General features: G+C 58.0%; 15 protein-coding genes. 1 reads left to right on the top strand and 14 read right to left on the bottom strand.

Annotated features, from left to right (window positions below):
• Positions 1-27: 27 nt before the first annotated feature.
• The 9 genes from Q674_RS36555 to pqqA form a co-directional block, all read right to left on the bottom strand.
• Complete coding sequence (locus tag Q674_RS36555; protein ID WP_227501248.1) at positions 28-1806, bottom strand: CotH kinase family protein; 1779 nt, start codon at positions 1804-1806, stop codon at positions 28-30.
• A 101-nt stretch (positions 1807-1907) separates the two neighbouring features.
• Positions 1908-3662: a PAS domain-containing sensor histidine kinase gene (locus Q674_RS36550; RefSeq protein WP_023009653.1), complete on the bottom strand. Its 1755-nt coding sequence runs from the start codon at positions 3660-3662 to the stop codon at positions 1908-1910.
• Positions 3646-4809, bottom strand: a complete 1164-nt coding sequence (gene ercA, locus Q674_RS36545) for an alcohol dehydrogenase-like regulatory protein ErcA (RefSeq protein WP_023009652.1) — start codon at positions 4807-4809, stop codon at positions 3646-3648. The genes Q674_RS36550 and ercA overlap by 17 nt, the downstream gene beginning before the upstream one ends.
• Positions 4810-4901: 92 nt before the next feature.
• Complete coding sequence (locus tag Q674_RS36540; RefSeq protein WP_023009651.1) at positions 4902-6725, bottom strand: prolyl oligopeptidase family serine peptidase; 1824 nt, start codon at positions 6723-6725, stop codon at positions 4902-4904.
• Positions 6706-7839: a pyrroloquinoline quinone biosynthesis protein PqqE gene (gene pqqE, locus Q674_RS36535; RefSeq protein ID WP_023009650.1), complete on the bottom strand. Its 1134-nt coding sequence runs from the start codon at positions 7837-7839 to the stop codon at positions 6706-6708. The genes Q674_RS36540 and pqqE overlap by 20 nt, the downstream gene beginning before the upstream one ends.
• Positions 7836-8099, bottom strand: coding sequence for a pyrroloquinoline quinone biosynthesis peptide chaperone PqqD (gene pqqD, locus Q674_RS36530; RefSeq protein ID WP_023009649.1), 264 nt, complete (start codon positions 8097-8099; stop codon positions 7836-7838). The genes pqqE and pqqD overlap by 4 nt, the downstream gene beginning before the upstream one ends.
• Positions 8100-8109: 10 nt before the next feature.
• Complete coding sequence (gene pqqC / locus Q674_RS36525; RefSeq protein WP_023009648.1) at positions 8110-8865, bottom strand: pyrroloquinoline-quinone synthase PqqC; 756 nt, start codon at positions 8863-8865, stop codon at positions 8110-8112.
• 8 nt (positions 8866-8873) lie between these two features.
• The gene (gene pqqB / locus Q674_RS36520) at positions 8874-9791 is read right to left on the bottom strand and encodes a pyrroloquinoline quinone biosynthesis protein PqqB (protein ID WP_023009647.1); all 918 of its coding nucleotides are present in this window, start codon (positions 9789-9791) and stop codon (positions 8874-8876) included.
• A gap of 55 nt (positions 9792-9846) precedes the next feature.
• The gene (gene pqqA, locus Q674_RS40970) at positions 9847-9918 is read right to left on the bottom strand and encodes a pyrroloquinoline quinone precursor peptide PqqA (RefSeq protein ID WP_007153157.1); all 72 of its coding nucleotides are present in this window, start codon (positions 9916-9918) and stop codon (positions 9847-9849) included.
• Between the two features lie 226 nt (positions 9919-10144).
• Between pqqA and Q674_RS36515 the strand changes: the two genes are divergently transcribed.
• On the top strand, positions 10145-12253 hold the full coding sequence (locus Q674_RS36515) for a NosR/NirI family protein (protein WP_023009646.1): 2109 nt from the start codon (positions 10145-10147) through the stop codon (positions 12251-12253).
• 12 nt (positions 12254-12265) lie between these two features.
• Here Q674_RS36515 and Q674_RS36510 read toward each other — a convergent pair whose 3' ends face one another.
• From Q674_RS36510 to Q674_RS36490, 5 genes are all read right to left on the bottom strand, one after another.
• Complete coding sequence (locus Q674_RS36510; RefSeq protein ID WP_023009645.1) at positions 12266-12844, bottom strand: peroxidase-related enzyme; 579 nt, start codon at positions 12842-12844, stop codon at positions 12266-12268.
• A gap of 40 nt (positions 12845-12884) precedes the next feature.
• Complete coding sequence (locus tag Q674_RS36505; protein ID WP_023009644.1) at positions 12885-13868, bottom strand: MDR family oxidoreductase; 984 nt, start codon at positions 13866-13868, stop codon at positions 12885-12887.
• A 47-nt stretch (positions 13869-13915) separates the two neighbouring features.
• Positions 13916-14557, bottom strand: coding sequence for a TetR/AcrR family transcriptional regulator (locus tag Q674_RS36500; protein WP_023009643.1), 642 nt, complete (start codon positions 14555-14557; stop codon positions 13916-13918).
• Positions 14558-14786: 229 nt separating this feature from the next.
• A complete protein-coding gene (locus Q674_RS36495; RefSeq protein WP_014422655.1) occupies positions 14787-16307 on the bottom strand; it encodes an aldehyde dehydrogenase family protein in 1521 nt (506 codons plus the stop codon).
• Positions 16308-16511: 204 nt separating this feature from the next.
• A complete protein-coding gene (locus Q674_RS36490; protein WP_023009642.1) occupies positions 16512-18137 on the bottom strand; it encodes an AMP-binding protein in 1626 nt (541 codons plus the stop codon).
• Between the last annotated feature and the right edge of the window lie 145 nt (positions 18138-18282).

The raw sequence follows: 18282 nt of genomic DNA, 5'->3' as shown, positions 1-18282 counted from the left end.
TCGCCACCGGGCTACCAACGGCCATGTTCATGGCACGTCGGCCACGTACTCCAGGGTGGCATCCAGGGTGATTGCCACGTCCCCGGCCTGCTCCCCGGTGCCAACACTGGTCAGGGTAATCTGCCCTTGAGCTCCCAGAGCAATCGTCCGGACATCTCCTGGCAGGCTCTCATCCACCTCAAACAGCAGCGCATTGGTGGCAAAGCCATGGAAGCGATGGCTACCCGGTACGTAGTCCGACGATTCAATAAACAGCTGAAGCACATAGGGTTTGAAGCTGTCTCCGGCATCCACGCCGATCATCAGGAGGCTAACGACCGCCGGTTTGGTTTCCCGGTCCACGGAATACACCAGGCTGTCCACTTCAAAGGCGGCGTAGGTCAGGCTGGCACTGACGTTGCGCCCGTCCGGCAAGGTGAAATTGAATGCACCTCGGTCATTTCCGCTCTGGGATGTGATGTTGCCCGTCAAAGCCGTCGTGGTGGGCGCGCTGCAATCCGGCTCCTTGTCTGCCAGAAGCGAGACTTCGCCAGTCGGCGTCTCCGCCGCCATCGCCTGTTCCAGAACAGCCCTGCGGGCGGGCTCGTAATCATCGTCGCCCGGCTCACCGTTGCCGATGATAAAGCGTTGCAGGCTGGCCGCCGCCTCCTCGGTGGTTCCGGTCAATTGACGAATGCGCGCCAGACGGTCGGTCAAGGCATTCTCATCCCACTGGGTTTCCAACAGGTTCTCCAGCTCCGCATAATAGGCTGCCCGGTATTCGGGTATCTGGAACAGACGATCTGCGAGCCGGAAGTTGCGATAGAAAACACCGGTTAGCGGCTTGAGCGGATGGTCCCCGCGAAAAGCCGTGTCCGCCCCCCAGGGAATGAAATGGAACAGTCCGTCCTCCGGGTTACGGTAAATATGGAAGTTGTTGGCATTACCGGTGGCAGAATCCCAGGCGCCGAGCAAGGTTTCCACCGCCCAGAAGCGGATGAACTCGTCCACATCGACCAACTGCGGCAACACGTTCAGCATCTGCTCATCTGGCAACGCCAGAGCTTCTGCAACGGCTTGCAGATCGCTTCGGTCGTTTTCCTTTTCGTTGGTCTTCTTCTCGAATCGCTGGCTCAGCCAGGTACCAAAATCGGCAGTCTGCGCCTCATACTGATTGCCCTCATCGTTGCCGAACGCACGGGTCAGGAAAGGCTTTTTAAGAGGCTCTACATTGGTAAACACGCCGAGTGTTTCGCCGTTCACGGTTACCCTGGCGTAGTTGCATCTTGGCGCCGCAATGCCGGCTTCACGGAACTGGTCATACGCCATGCATTGCCTGGCATTGGAAGGATCCTGGCGATTGTTGTTCAGGGTCATCCGCGAGGAGTTCTGGTAGGTCCGGCCTTTCTGCAGGTCGTTGAAATCCAGCTTGAGAGAGGGAATGCTTGGGCTGAGAGAACCCATATAACCCTTTTTGCGAACAATGACGTTGTCCATCCGATCGCCATCAATCGACACACGCGCGGTAAATTCCGTGTATTCAAACGGCGGTATACACTCGCGATCCGTGCTCGCCAGGGTACGCCCCTCGGCACGCAGCTTTTCGAAATCATCAGCGGACATACGAATGTCCACGGCCATTATCCGATCCGGGGCGTAAAGGTCGCCATCGCCACCAATGTTGACCGGCTCAACCGGAGCATCGAAGTCTGAGGGATCAGAAGAATCCGAGCCTCCGCCCCCGCAGCCCTGCAGCACCACCAACGCCATGCCTGCCATTAGCCAGCGGCAGCGCCCCCACGATGTTCTGAATCCTGTTGTTGTCATGAAGCACTCCCTGAAGATTGTCTATCGTGGCCGGGGGAAAACCGGCTTTAGGAAGTATTGCGGCTGGAATGCACGGGAGTCTGTAAGACGGTCTTACAGCGTCAGAACGACGACGAGGCAATCAGGCTGGTCAGCAATGCCCGCAGTCGGTTGGGCTTGACCGGTTTATTCAATACAGGAAGATACTGGGCTCGTAACAAGGCTCGCGTCTCGTCACTGCGATCAGCCGTAATGATGGCCCCGGGCAGGTCCATCGCCAGATGTCGCCGCACCGAGTGAATGGCATCAAAACCGGTCTGGCCATCATCGAGATGGTAATCCGCAAGCACGGCTCTCGGAGTCAAGCCGGATTCATCCAGTCGGGCCAGGGCATGGTCCCGGCCACCGGCCGTAATCACGACACACCCCCATCGACTGAGAAGCATCGCCATGCTCTCAAGAACGGCTGGCTCGTTATCAATGACCAGAACCGGAGCTCCCTCAAAACCGCGGTCTGTCGACACGGCCGGGGCAGGCTTCGCAAAGGCCTGCAACGTTGGCACGGGAACGCGTGGCAGCGTTACGGTGAAGCGAGAGCCAAGCCCGGGTCTTGACGCCACGTCAATCCGATAGCCCAGAACCCGAACCATTCGCTCGACAATGGCCAGCCCAAGGCCAACCCCTTGCCTGCCACCGCTCCCCTGCGGCAGGATCTGATGAAACTCGGTAAAGATTTCATCGAGCTTGGCGGCATCAATTCCGACGCCGGTATCCCAGACTTCGAGCCGAACGTCATCATCGCGCACACGCACCGCCAGCATCACACCACCGGACCGCGTGTAACGGAAGGCATTGCTGAGCAGGTTTCGAAGAATACGGGTGAGCATACGTTGATCCGTGCGCACCATGGCCGGTGAAGAACGGACCCGAAAACCAAGCCCTGCGTTGGCCGCCACGGCCTCAAACTCGCTGCCGAGACTGCGCGCCAGCTCATCGACGTCGGTATACACCAGATCGGGCTTCATCGCCTGCTGATCCAGCTTGGAGATGTCCAGCAAATCGGCCAGAAGATCCTCTGCGCCTTCCAGAGCACGGTGGGCCTGGTGCACCATCCGGCGTTCGGCATCGGGCAGGGTGCTGTCCTGCAACGCCGAGATCATGAGCCGGGCGGCATTCAACGGCTGGAGTAAATCGTGACTCGCGGCGGCCAGGTACTTGTCTTTACTCCGGTTTGCATCTTTGGCGGCATCGACAGCAATCACCAACTCCTGCTCAACTTTCTCGCGCTCTTCAATCTGATAGCGGAGGTCCACGTTGGCGTTCTGCAACGCTTCAGTGCGTTCCTCCACCCGGCGCTCAAGTTCGGCGTTGAGCTGTTCGAGCTTTTCCCGGGCCTGAACACGGTCAGTGATATCAGCAACAAAGGCTTCCACCACTTCAGGCCCGAGGTCTGGCCGCCGCAGCATGGTCACGGCGACATGGACGGCCGACTGGTCGGCCCGACGAAAACGGGCCTCCCGCGCGCTAAGGCTGCCGTAATCCAGCAATTCCTGGCGAATGACATCAAACTCCGCGGCGCTGAAAAAAAGCTGTTCGCGAAGCCGGATCATCCGGTGCTGAAGCTGTTCAGGGCTGTCGTATCCGCAAATCCGCGCCATCGCCGGGTTGCAGGCCAGAAAACCACCCCGCAGATTGGCCTGAAAAATGCCATGCAGCGCGTTTTCGAACAGCCATTTGTAACGGTTGCGTTCCCGCTCCAGCTCCTCAATACGTTCCTGCAAGGCCGGATAATAATTCTTACGCACCGACTGACTGCCAAGTCCCAGCAGATCGCCAACGCCAAATCCACTGTCAGGCGATTCAGAGGGCTTCTTCATAAACCACCTGAACATCCCGAAGCGACGACTTCCTTGGGTTGGTCAGTATGCAGGGGTCCTTTAATGCATAGCCTGAAAGATAGGGGATATCCGATGTCGTCACACCCAGCTCTTTCAACCGGGCTTCGAGGCCGACGGTTTTCTTGAGCGCAACAATACGGGCCATCAGGTGTTTTTTGACCTGGGCATTACTCATTCCCCGGGTATCAATATCCATGGCCTCCGCCACACGCCGGAAGCGGTCTTCGGCAAACGGGAAGTTGTAGGCCACCACGTGCTCCAGCAATAGCGCGTTGCACAATCCGTGGGGCAGGTCCAGGAAGCCCCCAAGGCTATGCGACATGGCGTGTACTGCCCCAAGAATGGCATTTGAAAAGGCCAGGCCCGCCTGCATGGAGGCCAGCATGATCTGCTCGCGCAATACCGGATCTGCCGGGTTGGCAACCAATGGCTCCAGGTTCCGGTTGATCAGTCGGATGGCTTCGAGAGCGTGCGTGTCGGTGAGCGGTCCGCTGCCGGTAGACACAAATGCTTCAATGGCGTGAACCAGCGCATCCACCCCGGTGCAGGCGGTCAGATAAGCACCCATGGTTTCCGTGACTTCCGGATCAATCAGAGAGACATCCGGCACGACCGCCTTGCTGATAATGGAAAACTTGAAGCGCCGATTGGGGTCCGAAATGATCGCAAACTGGGATACGTCGGCAGAGGTTCCCGCCGTCGTCGGAATCAGTATCAAGGGCGGAGGGGGATTGGTGATGGTATCCACCCCTTCGAACTCCAGAATGCTCCGACCGTGCGTGGCGACAATACCGATGCCCTTGGCACAGTCCATCGGGCTGCCACCACCAATGGCGACGATAACGTCACAGTCATTCGACCGGTACTGCTCGGCACCCGCCATCACCTCATCCACTTTGGGATTGGGGGAAACTGCAGTGTAAGTGGTGCAGGCCAGGCCGGCTTCTTTCAGGAGCGTTTCAATCTCACCAACCCACCCGGCAGCCTGGACACCGAGGTCCGAGACAAGAAACACGTGGCGCGCCCCGAAATTGCTGGCAAAATTGGCCACCGATCGGCGTGATCCCGCGCCGAACACAATCTCCGGAGAGACAAACTTTCGCAAAGCAGAAATGTCGTAACTCATGGGGCCTGACGCGTACGGTTGTTGTTATAGGAGTAACTGACATATTAACGCAACTTGGCGAGCGCTTCATCGACCTTTTGGCTAAGGCCGGCTCACTCTGCCAGTCTGCGATAGAAGCGCCATAGTGTATCCAGCATCGTGACCTGATTCTCCGGAGAGCGGAAACCGTGCCCCTCTTCATCAAACCAGACCAATTCGGCGCACTGGCCTGCCGCTCTGAGAGCCGCCACCATTTCCCGGGTTTGCTCCGGCACCACCACCCGGTCCTTTCCGCCCTGAAAAAACAGCGCCGGACAGGCAATCCGGCCTGCCTGGAGGGCCGGTGTCCGGGAACGCCAGTTAACACCTCGAGAACCCGGTGGGCCCAACAACCAGTCAAGATAGCCCGACTCAAACCGATGGGTGGCTGCCTTCAGCTTCAACGGTTCGGTCACGCCAAACACACTGCCGAGACCACGAAATAACTGTCCCGGCTGCATGGCTGCCATCAGCGCGGTATAGCCACCGGAACTGCGCCCCTGGATAAACACCCGCTCAGGGTCTATCCCGCGGCTGGCGCCAAGCGCATGTTTCACCCTTACAACATCGGCAACATCGGCTCGTCCCCAGTTGCCAGCCAGCGCCTGACGATATGCCCGACCAAAACCGGTGCTGCCGGTGTAATTCACGTCCGCTACCGCAAACCCGTGCTGACACCAGAACTGTATCTGGGCATTGAAGGTAGCGTAGGCAGCCGAGGTCGGTCCGCCATGGGCCAGGATGATGAGCGGTGAGGCCTTGGCTGGCTTTGCCGGCCGGTACAGAAAGCTTTGCAGCTCGAACGAAAACTGGTCATCTGGAGGCAGGCACAGAGTCTCCGGCCAGACCCAGTCGCGTTCTGTGATCGGTGAAGAGGCCGCACTCAATACCTCCTCCCTTCCGGTGTCCGGATCAATCCTGAGAATGTGATCCGTGCTATCCGGTCGGCGGGCCAGACAAACGAGGCTATTATTCCACGCACACAGCCACCGGAAATCCGAGTAAGACGATGCCACCCGGCGACGCCTGCCGTCTCGATCAATCCAGAGTTCGGCCCACCCCCTGACATAACGGACCTGTCCCCACCCCCCGCCAGACAGGGGGCAACTATGCTGCTCCCCGAGCTGCCAGGGCGCATTGGCGTGATCGGCCATGACCTCAGCTCCTGCGGTCCAACACAGCGAGTGGTGATTTCGATCCACCCTAAACGGCTGCCACCAGCCAAGGTGATCCGACTGAACCCAGAGCTGGCTATCATCGAACTGGGGCTGCTGGACAGATCCGCCTCCCGGCGGTTCCGCAACGAGCGCATCCCGCACATCGCCGTTGGCACCAAGCCGCGCCAGACACAACATGGACCTATCCCAAGGCATGTCCGGGAGCTGCCAACTGACCCAGGCCAAGGCCTTGCCGTCCGGACTGAGCGCCGCCGCGCTGTAGAAGTCAAAACGGTCGTCGAGCACCGTAATCTGTCCAGACGAGTCAATCGCCACCAGGGCCTGTTGATCGCCGCATTCTCGTACAGCCAACCAGCGCTGCCGGTGGGGGTCTGCCACCAGCCCTCCCCACCGTGCCCCTGAGGGAGCGGCCAGGCTGAGCCGAACGCCCGTTCCAAGATCCAGCTGCCAGAGACTCTGATCCTCTGCCACCCAGCATATGAATCGCCCCATCACCGCAAAGGCACCGCCACCGTATCCGTTCAGGCGACTGCCGACACCGTTACCGGTCTCGATTCTTCGTGTTCGCTCGCCGTCAAAGCGCCACAGGTTTACACGCCCGGAGCCGGGTTCAGAAGCCAGCCAGAACAGTAGCCCGCCGTCGGCTTTCAGTTCCGAAAACTGCTGAGTTTCAAGACACGCCGTGCGGGCCGACAGGATTTCATCCCCGGCAAATGACACGGGAATTCCGGGCGTTTCGGTAGATCAGATCCTCCAGACCAGCCGTCGCGTGATCGGCCGCCGTTCGGGCGGCCAGGATCCGGTCGTGATGTGGTGACTTTCCGCAAACCGGATCGGCATTGTCGGCGTTCCCGGTCAACAGGTAAGCCTGACAGCGGCACCCCCCGAAATCCTTGCCTTTTTCGTCACAGGAACGGCAGGGTTCCGGCATCCAGAGGTCACCACGGTAATGATTGAACCCGGGACTGCGATACCAGATATCCTCCAGCGACTGCTCGGTCACATTGGGAAACTCGATCGGCAGAAGCCGGGCGCTGTGACAAGGCAGCGCCGTTCCGTCAGGGGCAACGGTCAGGAACAGGCTGCCCCAGCCATTCATACAGGCTTTTGGACGTTCTTCGTAGTAATCTGGGGTTACGAAGATCACCTTCATCGGATGATCCCGCCCAAGCAGATCAGTGCGGTAGCGATTCACGGTGGCCTCAGCCGTTACCAATTGATCTCTCGAGGGCATCAGCCCTTCCCGGTTGGCAAACGCCCACCCGTAGTATTGGCAAGTGGCCAGCTCAACATAATCGGCTCCCAGCTTCTCACACAACGCAAGAATGTCAGGCATCTGATGAATGTTGTGACGATGGATCACAAAGTTGAGCACCATCGGATAGCCCGCCGCCTTGACCGCCCTCGCCATGGCCAGCTTCTGATCAAAGGCCTTTCTGGAGCCAGCCAGCGCATTGTTGAGCTCAGGATCCGATGCCTGAAAGCTGACCTGAATATGATCCAGCCCTGCCTCGGCAAAATCCTGAACCTTCGCCTCCGTCAGTCCCAGGCCCGATGTGATCAGGTTGGTGTAGTAACCCATGCCCCGGGCGCCGGCGATCAACTCCGGCAGGTCTTGCCGCACCAGGGGCTCGCCACCGGAAAAGCCCAGCTGGGCAGCTCCCATTGCCCGGCCTTGCTTCAGCACTTCCAGCCACTGGCGCGTCGAAAGCTCATGCGCCTGATCGGCATAATCCAGCGGATTGGAACAATAGGGACATTGGAGCGGGCAGCGGTAGGTCAACTCAGCAAGCAGCCAGAGCGGGTGACCAACCGTTTCGTGTTCACCACTCATAGCCATTCAATCCAGTGTTGGCGGGTTGCCTCGGCGAGAAAGTCCTCGACGTCGGCTGACAGGGGACCAGCCTCCGGAAACGCCCGCTCCAGAAGTTCGACAATCTCGGTACTGGTGCGAGAACCGTTCACTTCCGCCAGTATGGCACCGGCGCTGCCATTAAGCTTGACCATGCCCTCCGGATACAACAGAACGTGACTTTGCTGTGCCGGCTCCCACTGAAACCGGAAACCTCGACGCAAGCGGGGAACCTGAGCCATGGCTACCTCCTTACAGACCACGATGCCACACCGGCTGATCTGTCACTGTATGATAGGGCGGTGTCTCGTGAACATACGCCATGGTCATGGCATCCAGCATGGTCCAGAGAATATCGAGTTTGAATTGCAGGATCTCGAACGCTCGCTGCTGATCCGCGGCCGAGACAAAATGATCCAGCGTAATACTCAGACCATGCTCCACATCCCGGCGCGCTTCAGAGAGGCGTTTGCGGAAATACCGGTAACCCTCGGCCTCAATCCAGGGATAATGATCTGGCCAGCTGTCCAGACGGGACTGATGAATTTCCGGCGCGAACAGCTCGGTCAGCGAGGAACAGGCAGCCTCCTGCCATGTGGCCCGACGGGCAAAGTTGAGGTAGGCATCGACCGCAAAGCGGACACCCGGTAACACGTGCCGCTGATCAATCACCTCCTCTCGCGTCAGGCCCACAGCTTCGGCCAGAAGCAACCAGGCCTCAATGCCTCCGGCATCGTCATCATGACCGTCGTGATCCAGAATACGCTGCAACCACAGACGACGGACGCTGGCATCCGGGCAATTCGCCATGATGGCCGCATCCTTCTGGGGGATGTTGATCTGATAGTAATAACGATTTGCCACCCACCCCCGGATCTGGGCAGGCGTGCACCCACCGCTGTACATGGCCCGGTGGAATGGATGATGGATGTGGTAGTAGCCGCCCTTGGCACGCAGCGCGGCCTCGAAATCGTCCCGATGCAGGGCAGGCGTAGCTTGTGCGTTCATGGCGGACCTCACAGGTGTATGTGCATGCCATCCCACGCCACCTCGATACCATGCGCCGCAAGCTCAGCGCGCTCTGGCGAGGCCTCATCAAGGATGGGATTGGTATTGTTGATGTGAATGAGGATCTTGCGCGCGCCCGGCAATGTGTCCAGCAGCTCAATCATGCCACCCGGCCCGGCCTGCGCGAGATGCCCCATCTGTTGACCGGTTTTGGTGCCGACTTCCTGGCGGATCATTTCATCATCATGCCAAACGGTACCATCCACCAACAGCACGTCAGCTCGGGCCATCCAGGCTTTGATCCGGTCATCCGGCTGCCCCAGGCCGGGCGCGTATAGAACGCTCTGACCACTGACGGAGTCTTCAATGAATAGGCCAATATTGTCGCCAGGGTGCGGCTGGTCTCGCCTTGGAGAATACGGCGGAGCGTTACTCAGGAGCGGAATAGCCGTTAGCGCCAGAGTTGGCGCGCACGGTATCGTGAACGCCGTATCTTCGTTCGGCTCAATGGCTTGCCAATTCAGGCCGCCATTCCAGTGCCGGAGCATCTCGAACAGCGGGAAGCCGGTGGACAGATCACTGTGCACCTGCGATGTACACCAAACGTCCAGCGGCAGCCCTTCCCGCAGTGACAGCAATCCGGTGGTGTGATCAACCTGACTGTCCATCAGGACGATGGCAGAGATTCCGGTGTCGCGTAGCGAACGCCCCGGCTGCATGGCTGGAAAGTCCGCAAGCTGGGCCCGGATATCCGGTGAGGCATTGAAAAGAATCCAACGCTCTCCATCGTCGCTGATGGCAATGGATGACTGGGTCCGGGCACGGGCATTCAGGGTACCGGCCCGAAAACCGGCACAGTTCCGGCAGTTACAGTTCCACTGGGGAAAACCGCCCCCGGCCCCTGAACCCAGAATTCGAATCTGCATGGCAACCTCCCGAGCAGAACGCAAATAGCCAGCCCGGGGGCTGGCTATTCGTGGCTCAGCGGTTAGCGAAGTACATAGTCACTTCAAAACCGATGCGAAGGTCTTCATAAGCTGGCTTGGTCCACATGATGCTCACCTCTTGTCATGATTGTTAGTGCTTGGCATTTATGGGCACCGCAGGCAAGCGCCCACGATCACTTTCATGCTAATCACAGTGCCTGCCACGCCATATGGTACTTTGGGACCGTTTTTGCCCGCCTGAAAGTAGCAGACCTTTGGCCCGGAGGTTGAATTGAGCCCCACCAGCCGTGCCCTACCATGAGAGAAACAATAACAATCACAGGAGACTTCTCATGGTGGGGCGCCTGATGCTCTTGCTCTCACTGGTGTTCACAGCCTCTGCCTACGCGGCTGAGCCGCCACCGGAGCCCAGGGCCGTCATTCAGTCTCTGTTTCCATCAGCAACCGTCATTGAGGGCAAGTTGCCGGACTTTCCCGTCTACCCCGTGTACCAGCTCCAGGAACTGCTGGGGTACGCCTATGTCTCAACCGATTTTGTTACCTTGCAGGGATTCGCGGGCAAGCCGATCACCATGATGATCGGCCTGGACACCAAAGGCCGATTCACGGGCGTCGAGGTGCTTCACCATCACGAGCCTGTCTTTCTGCATGGCCTGGGCGAAGCACCTCTGAACGAATTTGTGGCGCAGTATGAAGGGCGGTCCCTGAAAGACCAGATCATCGTTCAGGCATCCAGTCGTTCCAGTCGCGACACAGGTGGCCAACAGGTCTACTTTGATGGTGTGAGCAAGGCCACGGTTTCTGTACTGATCATCAATGACACGATACTCTCCTCCGCCTTACAAGTTGCCAGAAGCAAGCTGGAAGGGTTCGCCCAGGCGGCCCCCACAAGGGCCCGACAAGATTATTATGAGCCTCTGACCTGGCAACAACTGCTGGACCGCGGCTACGTCCAGAAGCGGACACTCTCAGCGCAGGAGGTGGAGGCGAAGCTGGGCCGCCCGCTGACGGACTACCCAACCGACCTGTCGCCTCCATCCGGCGAGGCATTTACAGAGATCTATTTTGCCTATGTGAATTCACCCATGGTGGGGCGAAACCTGCTTGGCGACCAAGGCTACAAAGCGTTTCAGGAACGCCTGAATGATCGAGGCAAAGTCATTATGGTGATGTCACAAGGCGTATATCCTCATGTCAGCGAAGCCTTTGTGCCCGGCAGTACGCCCAGCCGAATCGGTCTCAATCAGAATGAGCTGGCCATCGAGATGAGGGATCTGAACTGGCTCGAACCGAATCAACAGATCATGGCTCCGGGCGCACCCGATATGGCCGCCATGAACCTGTTCCGGGTCGGCGGCAATGCGGGCTTCAACCCGGGTTCCGAGGCATCGTTCCATCTGGACATCACTGCGCCACGAAATCACCTGATCACCGACCACGCACGCTTCACGCTGCCCGTGACTTTTTCCCCGGACCTGTTTGAACCGGTCGAGGTGGCACCAGACTTTAATGAAGGCCAGCAACCGGTTTGGATTGGGCTCTGGAAAGAACGATGGTGGCAGATCAGCCTGCTGGTCGCTGGCCTGACCATACTGACGGTGTTCTTTGCGCGCCAGAAAACCCTGACACGCTATCCCCGGCTGGTGCACGGCTTCCGCTGGGGCTTTCTGCTCTTCACGCTCTTCTTTATTGGCTTTTATGCCCAGGGGCAGCTCTCGGTCGTGAACATCTATACCTTGTTGCTGGCTCTCTGGGATGGCTTCTCCCTGAACGTATTTCTGCTGGACCCGGTGATATTCATTCTATGGACCTACACCTTTGTCACCCTGTTTATCTGGGGGCGCGGGCTTTTTTGCGGCTGGCTCTGCCCGTTTGGCGCACTTCAGGAACTGGTCGCGTGGATAGGTCAGCGCCTCGGATTGCGGCAGATAAAAATACCTGAGCGCTGGCACCGCCGGCTCATCCTGTTGAAATACCCGATACTGGCCGGGCTTGTGACCACCGCGTTCTTTTCACTGACCCTGGCCGAGCAACTGGCTGAAGTGGAGCCGTTCAAAACCAGCATTACTCTGTATTTCATCAGGCACTGGCCATTTGTAATGTACGCCCTCGCCTTACTGGCGATCGGCCTGTTCGTTCACAAGTTCTACTGCCGTTATCTGTGCCCGCTGGGAGCAGGACTGGCGGTGCTGGGGCGACTGCGAGTGTTCAGTTGGCTGGAGAGGGTCAAACGCTGTGGCCAGCCTTGCCAGCATTGCAAAAACGAATGCGGTATCAACGCTATCCGCAAGGATGGCCGGGTGGACTACGACGAGTGCATCCAGTGCCTGGAGTGCGTTGTGATTCTGCGGGACCAGAATCAGTGCGTAGACGCCATTGTTCAGGCCAAACAGCGGCAGAAACAGGCGCGGATTCTGGCCACAGATGCAGCAGGGGCGTAAACGCCCCTGCACTCAGCGCCCCAGCGAATAGAATTCCGGGTTGGCCCGCATGCTGGTGACATTGGCCATGCGGTTGGACAGACCGAAGAAGGCCGTGATGCCTGCAATATCCCAGGCGTCCTCATCGGTAAACCCGTGCGCGCGCAATGTGGCAAAGTCGTCCTCATTCACGGCATAGGCCGACTGCGACACTTTCACGGCAAAATCCAGCATCGCCTTCTGGCGCTCGGAAATATCCGCTTTGCGATAATTCACCGCCACCTGATCGGCAATCAGTGGGTTTTTCTCCCGGATCCGCAAGATTGCGCCATGAGCTACCACGCAGTACTGGCACTGATTCAGGTTGCTGGTCGCCACCACAATCATCTCGCGTTCAGCCTTGGTCAGGTTGCTCTCCTTCTCCATCAGAGCATCGTGGTAATCGAAGAACGCTCTGAACTCGTCGGGGCGATGTGCCAGCGCCAGGAAGACGTTAGGAATGAACCCCGACTTCTCTTGCACTTTCAGAATCCGGTCACGGATATCGCTGGGCAACGAGCCCATCTCTGGCACCGGAAACCGGCTGATCGGTTGTTCTTTTGGGTCCGACATTCTGCATCCTCTGTTGTTTTCAGTCTGTTCAAAACGCCGGTTAACCGGCGACCGGAATCACCACGCGGCCCCGCAACTTGCCCTCGAGCAACTGTCCGGCGGCACCGATAGCATCGTCAAAGGACACCTCGGTAATCATGCTGTCCAGAAGCTCCGGGGACAGGTCCTCGGCCAGACGCTTCCAGGCGTACAGACGATCAGCTTTCGGAGCCATAACACTATCAACACCGCAAAGGGTCACGCCTCGAAGAATGAACGGAGCGACTGTAGCCGGGAAGTCCATCCCTGCCGCCAGACCGCAGGCAGCAACAACACCTCGATACTTCATGGCCGCACAGACATTCGCCAACACTTGTCCGCCGGCCACATCAATAGCCCCCGCCCAGGTTTCACGGGCCAACGGCTTGCCGGGCGCCGTCAATTCAGCCCGATCCAGAATCTGCTTCGCCCCCAGGGACTTAAGATACCCTTCCTCTTCGGGCCGGCCGGTTACCGCAGTCACCGAGTATCCGAGTTTAGCCAGGATCGCTACCGCCACACTCCCAACACCTCCGGTTGCTCCGGTTACCAGGATGTCACCTGAATCCGGCTTGACGCCCTGCTTCTCCAGGGCGATAACGCATAACATGGCGGTGTAGCCCGCGGTGCCAATAGCCATGGCCTGGCGCGGGGTAAACGGTGCTTGCAACGGAATCAACCAGTCTCCGGAGAGGCGTGCCTTCTCAGCCAGCCCGCCCCAGTGTTTTTCGCCCACACCCCAACCGTTCAGCACGACCTGGTCGCCGGGCTTGAAATCCCGATTGTCGGATTCCGTCACAACCCCGGCGAGGTCAATACCAGGCACCATGGGATAGGTTTTGGCAATCGGCGCCTTGCCGGTAATCGCCAGCGCATCCTTATAGTTCAGGGTGCTGTAAGCCACTTCAACCGTGACGTCGCCTTCCGGCAACTGGGTCTCGTCAACAGACTTCAGGGCCACCTGCTGATCACCCCGACTGCCTTCAATCAGAATTGCTTTGAACATGTTGCCTCCCGCTCTCCGTTTAATCAGTGAACTTGCGTATCGAGCTCTCAGGCTCTTTGTACAAGCGCCATGAACCCTTGGGCAAACCGGTCCAGCGGCTGAGCTGACTGCTCCAGTTTAGCCCTGAGCACAGCGCCCTCCCAGCCAATCCAGAAAAACTGCGCTAACGACTCGCAGCACGCGCTTTGCGGGATATCACCCGCTTGTCGGGCCTGCTGAAGAACTCGGGCAACCCGGGCTTCCCAATCCCGAAAAGTATCGCTCAAAAGCTCGCGGAAACTTTCCGGGAGGGCCGCCATTTCCTGCCCCAGATTGCCGATCAGGCACCCTCGCCGGTAGTCGTATTTCTTCATGCCCGCTTTGGCGTCCTGAACAAATGCCTCCAGCCTCGACAGCGGTGGCCGGGAATCGTCAGCGAAGGATCGCTCCAGTTTACGGGCAAAGAAGTCACCGTAGGCTTCGATCAGCGCCCGGCCGAACGCTTCTTTGTTGTCGAAGTAGTGATAAAACGACCCCTTGGGTACGCCGGCCAACCTCAGGATTTCGTCGATACCGGTATAGGAATAGCCCTTCTCGGTCAGCACTGCCAGCCCGAATTCAATCAACGCCTGCCGGGTATCCTGATAGCTGACGTTCTGGCTCTTGGGTGGCCTGCCGCGCCTGCGTGGGGGTGTCTTGGATTCTGCCATTACGCTTACTTTAGACCGCTCGTCTACAAAAACCTGAGAACACTTTAGACCAGTCGTCTACAAAAAACAAATGCCATAAAAAAAGGCCCTGGGAAGGGCCTAAGGAGAGTGGTAAAACATCCCGGGCTCCAGCAGGAGCCACCCGGCAGACGCCGGGCTCAACAAAAGCACCGTCCTTGTGCGGTCACACGAAAAAGGGGCCGATGCAGACAGCCCCGACGCATCCGGATCAGAAGAATCCCAGCGGGTTGGTGTCGTAGCTCACCAGCAGGTTTTTGGTTTGCTGGTAATGATCAAGCGCCATCTTGTGGGTCTCACGACCAACACCCGAGCGCTTGTAACCGCCAAATGCCGCGTGGGCGGGGTAGGCGTGGTAGCAGTTCATCCACACCCGGCCAGCCTGAATGGCACGCCCCATGCGGTAAGCCCGATTGGTGTCACGGGTCCAGACGCCCGCTCCCAGACCAAATTCGGTGTCGTTCGCGATAGCCAGTGCTTCTTCTTCGGTCTTGAAGGTGGTCACCCCAACAACCGGCCCAAAGATCTCCTCCTGGAACACTCGCATCTTGTTGTCACCCTTGAACAGGGTCGGCTGGATGTAAAAACCGTTGTTGAATTCATCGTCGAGATGTTCACGGTCACCGCCGGTCAGGACAACCGCCCCTTCCTGCTTGCCGATTTCCATATACGACATAATCTTGTCGAACTGTTCTTTCGAGGCCTGGGCACCTACCTGCACTTCGGTGTCCAACGGATTACCGCGCTTGATCGCCTTGGTGCGCTCGACGACCTTTTGCATGAATTCCTCAAACATGTCTTCCTGAACCAGAGCCCGGGAGGGGCAGGTGCACACTTCGCCCTGGTTGAAGAACGCCAACACCAGACCTTCAACACACTTGTCGATGAACTCAGGCTCAGCCTTCATGACATCGGAGAAGTAGATGTTCGGCGATTTGCCACCCAACTCGACGGTGGAAGGAATGATGTTTTCAGCCGCACACTTCAGAATGTGGGAGCCAACCGGGGTAGAGCCGGTAAACGCGATCTTGGCGATACGTTTGCTGGTGGCGAGCGCCTGACCGGCCTCAATACCGTAACCGTTAACGATGTTGAGTACACCCGGCGGCAACAGGTCGCCGATGATTTCCATCAGAACCAGAATACTGGCAGGAGTCTGCTCGGCAGGTTTGAGCACCGTGCAGTTACCCGCTGCCAGACAGGGGCCCAGCTTCCAGGCCGCCATCAGAAGCGGGAAGTTCCAGGGAATGATCTGACCAACCACACCGAGGGGCTCATGGAAATGGTACGCCACAGTGTTGTGGTCAATTTCGCCCATATGGCCTTCCTGAGCACGAATACAGCCCGCGAAGTAGCGGAAATGATCAGCCGCCAACGGAATGTCTGCGTTCAGGGTCTCGCGCACCGCTTTACCGTTATCCCAGGTTTCAGCAACGGCCAGCTTTTCGAGGTTGGCTTCAATTCGGTCCGCGATTTTGAGCAGAATATTGGAACGTTCGGTTGGGGAGGTTTTGCCCCAGGCTGGAGCTGCTTTATGGGCGGCATCCAGGGCAAGCTCAATGTCCTCTGCCGTCGAGCGCGGGATCTCACAGAACGCCTCGCCGGTAACGGGAGTGATGTTCTCGAAATACTGGCCTTTAACCGGTGCTACCCATTCACCGCCAATGTAGTTCTCGTAGCGGGATTTGAAAGAAACAACGGAACCGTCCTTTCCTGGTTGTGCGTAGATCATGACATTGACCTCATTGTTGTGTTTGTCGCTTGCCAACGCGGCCTTCGCGTTTACCTATTCAATGTAGTCGTGAAACCAGGATTGGTGAATGATCCCAAGGGGGCGAAAAACTCATCCCTTGGTAGTAGATTGCAGGACGTGCACGCAGGCGCTCAGACGCGGCCCTTCGGCAGGGCCCGCGTCTGCGTCAATCAGCGATGGGGGTTAGAGATCCCGGAGATCTTTACGCAGGATTTTTCCCACATTGGATTTGGGCAATTCCTCCAGAACTGTCACTTCCTTTGGAACTTTGTAACTGGCAAGGCTTTGGCGGCAATGACTGATCAGCGCCTCCTCATCAACATCGGCACCGGCAACGGGCGCCACAAACAGCCGGATCCGCTCCCCGGTTTTCTCGTCCGGTATACCGATACAGGCCGCTTCCGCGACTTCGGGCAACTCTGCTGCCACCGCTTCAATTTCGTTCGGGTACACATTGAATCCGGAAACCAGAATCATGTCTTTCTTGCGGTCAACAATCTCGAACTGGCCGTCCGGATGCATCACTGCCACATCACCGGTCTTGAAGTAGCCATCTCGGGTGAAGGCGGCTTCAGTCTCCTGGATCCGGTTCCAATACCCTCTCATCACCTGGGGACCGCTGGCACACAATTCGCCCGGGGTCCCTATCGGCACCTCCTGTTCATTGTCATCAACGACTTTGACATCGGTCGAAGGTACCGGATATCCCACAGTCCCACTGAAACGGTCCTGCCCCATCAGGTTCAACGTCAGAATGGGAGCCGTCTCAGACAAACCAAAACCTTCAACGATGTGAGCGCCGGTATGGGCTTTCCATGCTTCAGAGGTACTCGGGAAGATCTTCGAGCCGCCCCCAAATGCCACCTTGTAGCGAGACAGGTCCACCTGTTTGAACAAAGGATGCTTGGTCATGCCGGCATACAGGGTGTTGACACCACCAATAACACTGAATCCGGCGTCCTTGATCGCGGCCAGGTAGGCGTCCATGTCCCGGGGATTAGGTATCAGTATCGCCTTTGAACCGATGGCCGCGTAGGCAACAAAGATCATCAGACCGAAAATGTGGTACATGGGCAGCGCCAGCACCACCACTTCCGCTCCCGGTTCATTGGCCGCGGGTATAAAGCTGCGGAACTGCAGGGTATTGGCAATCAGATTACGGTGACTGAGCGTCGCACCCTTGGAGGGGCCGGTGGTGCCCCCGGTATACTGAAGAAACAGCACATCGTCACCCGCCAGGGGTACGGCTTGCGGTCGCTTGCCAGCGTGTTCCGCCAGCAGATTCGCCAATGGGGTGTAATCCCCAAGATCTTCGGGAATGTCCGAGCCCGGGATCGAGAGAGCGGTGCCGTCCCCGGGATTAACGGTGATGACCCGCGTGATCGACGTCTGGTGTCGGATGGCAGCCAGTGACGGTGCCGACCCGGAATAGACAAGAATGGTCTCAGCGCCCGAATCGTTAAGCTGGTGCTCAAGTTCCCTCGGAGTATAGAGCGGATTGACGTTTACCTGCACGGCACCGGTTTTCAGCACTGCCAGCAGCGCAATCGGATAGGCAAAGATGTTTGGCAGCATTACCGCAATCCGATCCCCCTTCGCCACGCCATACCGGCTTTGCAGCGCGTGGGCCAGGGCATCAGACTCATTGTCCAGCTCCCGAAAGGTCAGGGATGCGCCAAAACACTCAATGGCTACGTGATCGGGGAACTTGGCTATCGCATCCCTGAACAGGCCGAGAACGGAATCATAGGCATCCACGTCAACGGTATGGGGAACGTCGCTGGGGTAAGAATCAAGCCAGGGTTTCATGTTTATTCCTGTTGGGTTTTATAAGTTGTTATGCCATAGGTCCGGGAAGACCCTTCCAAATCCTCGCGCACCGACTTGATACAAACCTGATAATACGCGCCAAAAATTTGATAATTTGCGCCACATCAGGAAGACTCCCTCTCAC

This window comes from Marinobacter sp. EVN1 (assembly GCF_000475375.1).
GTDB classification, from domain to species: Bacteria; Pseudomonadota; Gammaproteobacteria; order Pseudomonadales; family Oleiphilaceae; genus Marinobacter; species Marinobacter nauticus.
The sequence above is the reverse complement of the archived record's forward strand: the minus strand, read 5'-3'. Positions and strand labels throughout refer to the sequence as shown.

Bases quoted from the DNA above. Each gene is read 5' to 3' on its own strand.
- Q674_RS36510 (WP_023009645.1), bottom strand. From the start codon at position 12,844: ATGTCGGACCCAAAAGAACAACCGATCAGCCGGTTTCCGGTGCCAGAG.
- Q674_RS36500 (WP_023009643.1), bottom strand. From the start codon at position 14,557: ATGGCAGAATCCAAGACACCCCCACGCAGGCGCGGCAGGCCACCCAAG.
- Q674_RS36490 (WP_023009642.1), bottom strand. From the start codon at position 18,137: ATGAAACCCTGGCTTGATTCTTACCCCAGCGACGTTCCCCATACCGTT.
- Q674_RS36555 (WP_227501248.1), bottom strand. From the start codon at position 1,806: ATGACAACAACAGGATTCAGAACATCGTGGGGGCGCTGCCGCTGGCTA.
- Q674_RS36550 (WP_023009653.1), bottom strand. From the start codon at position 3,662: ATGAAGAAGCCCTCTGAATCGCCTGACAGTGGATTTGGCGTTGGCGAT.
- pqqD (WP_023009649.1), bottom strand. From the start codon at position 8,099: ATGGCTCAGGTTCCCCGCTTGCGTCGAGGTTTCCGGTTTCAGTGGGAG.
- Q674_RS36505 (WP_023009644.1), bottom strand. From the start codon at position 13,868: ATGTTCAAAGCAATTCTGATTGAAGGCAGTCGGGGTGATCAGCAGGTG.
- pqqB (WP_023009647.1), bottom strand. From the start codon at position 9,791: ATGCAGATTCGAATTCTGGGTTCAGGGGCCGGGGGCGGTTTTCCCCAG.
- pqqE (WP_023009650.1), bottom strand. From the start codon at position 7,839: ATGAGTGGTGAACACGAAACGGTTGGTCACCCGCTCTGGCTGCTTGCT.
- pqqC (WP_023009648.1), bottom strand. From the start codon at position 8,865: ATGAACGCACAAGCTACGCCTGCCCTGCATCGGGACGATTTCGAGGCC.
- Q674_RS36515 (WP_023009646.1), top strand. From the start codon at position 10,145: ATGGTGGGGCGCCTGATGCTCTTGCTCTCACTGGTGTTCACAGCCTCT.
- ercA (WP_023009652.1), bottom strand. From the start codon at position 4,809: ATGAGTTACGACATTTCTGCTTTGCGAAAGTTTGTCTCTCCGGAGATT.
- Q674_RS36495 (WP_014422655.1), bottom strand. From the start codon at position 16,307: ATGATCTACGCACAACCAGGAAAGGACGGTTCCGTTGTTTCTTTCAAA.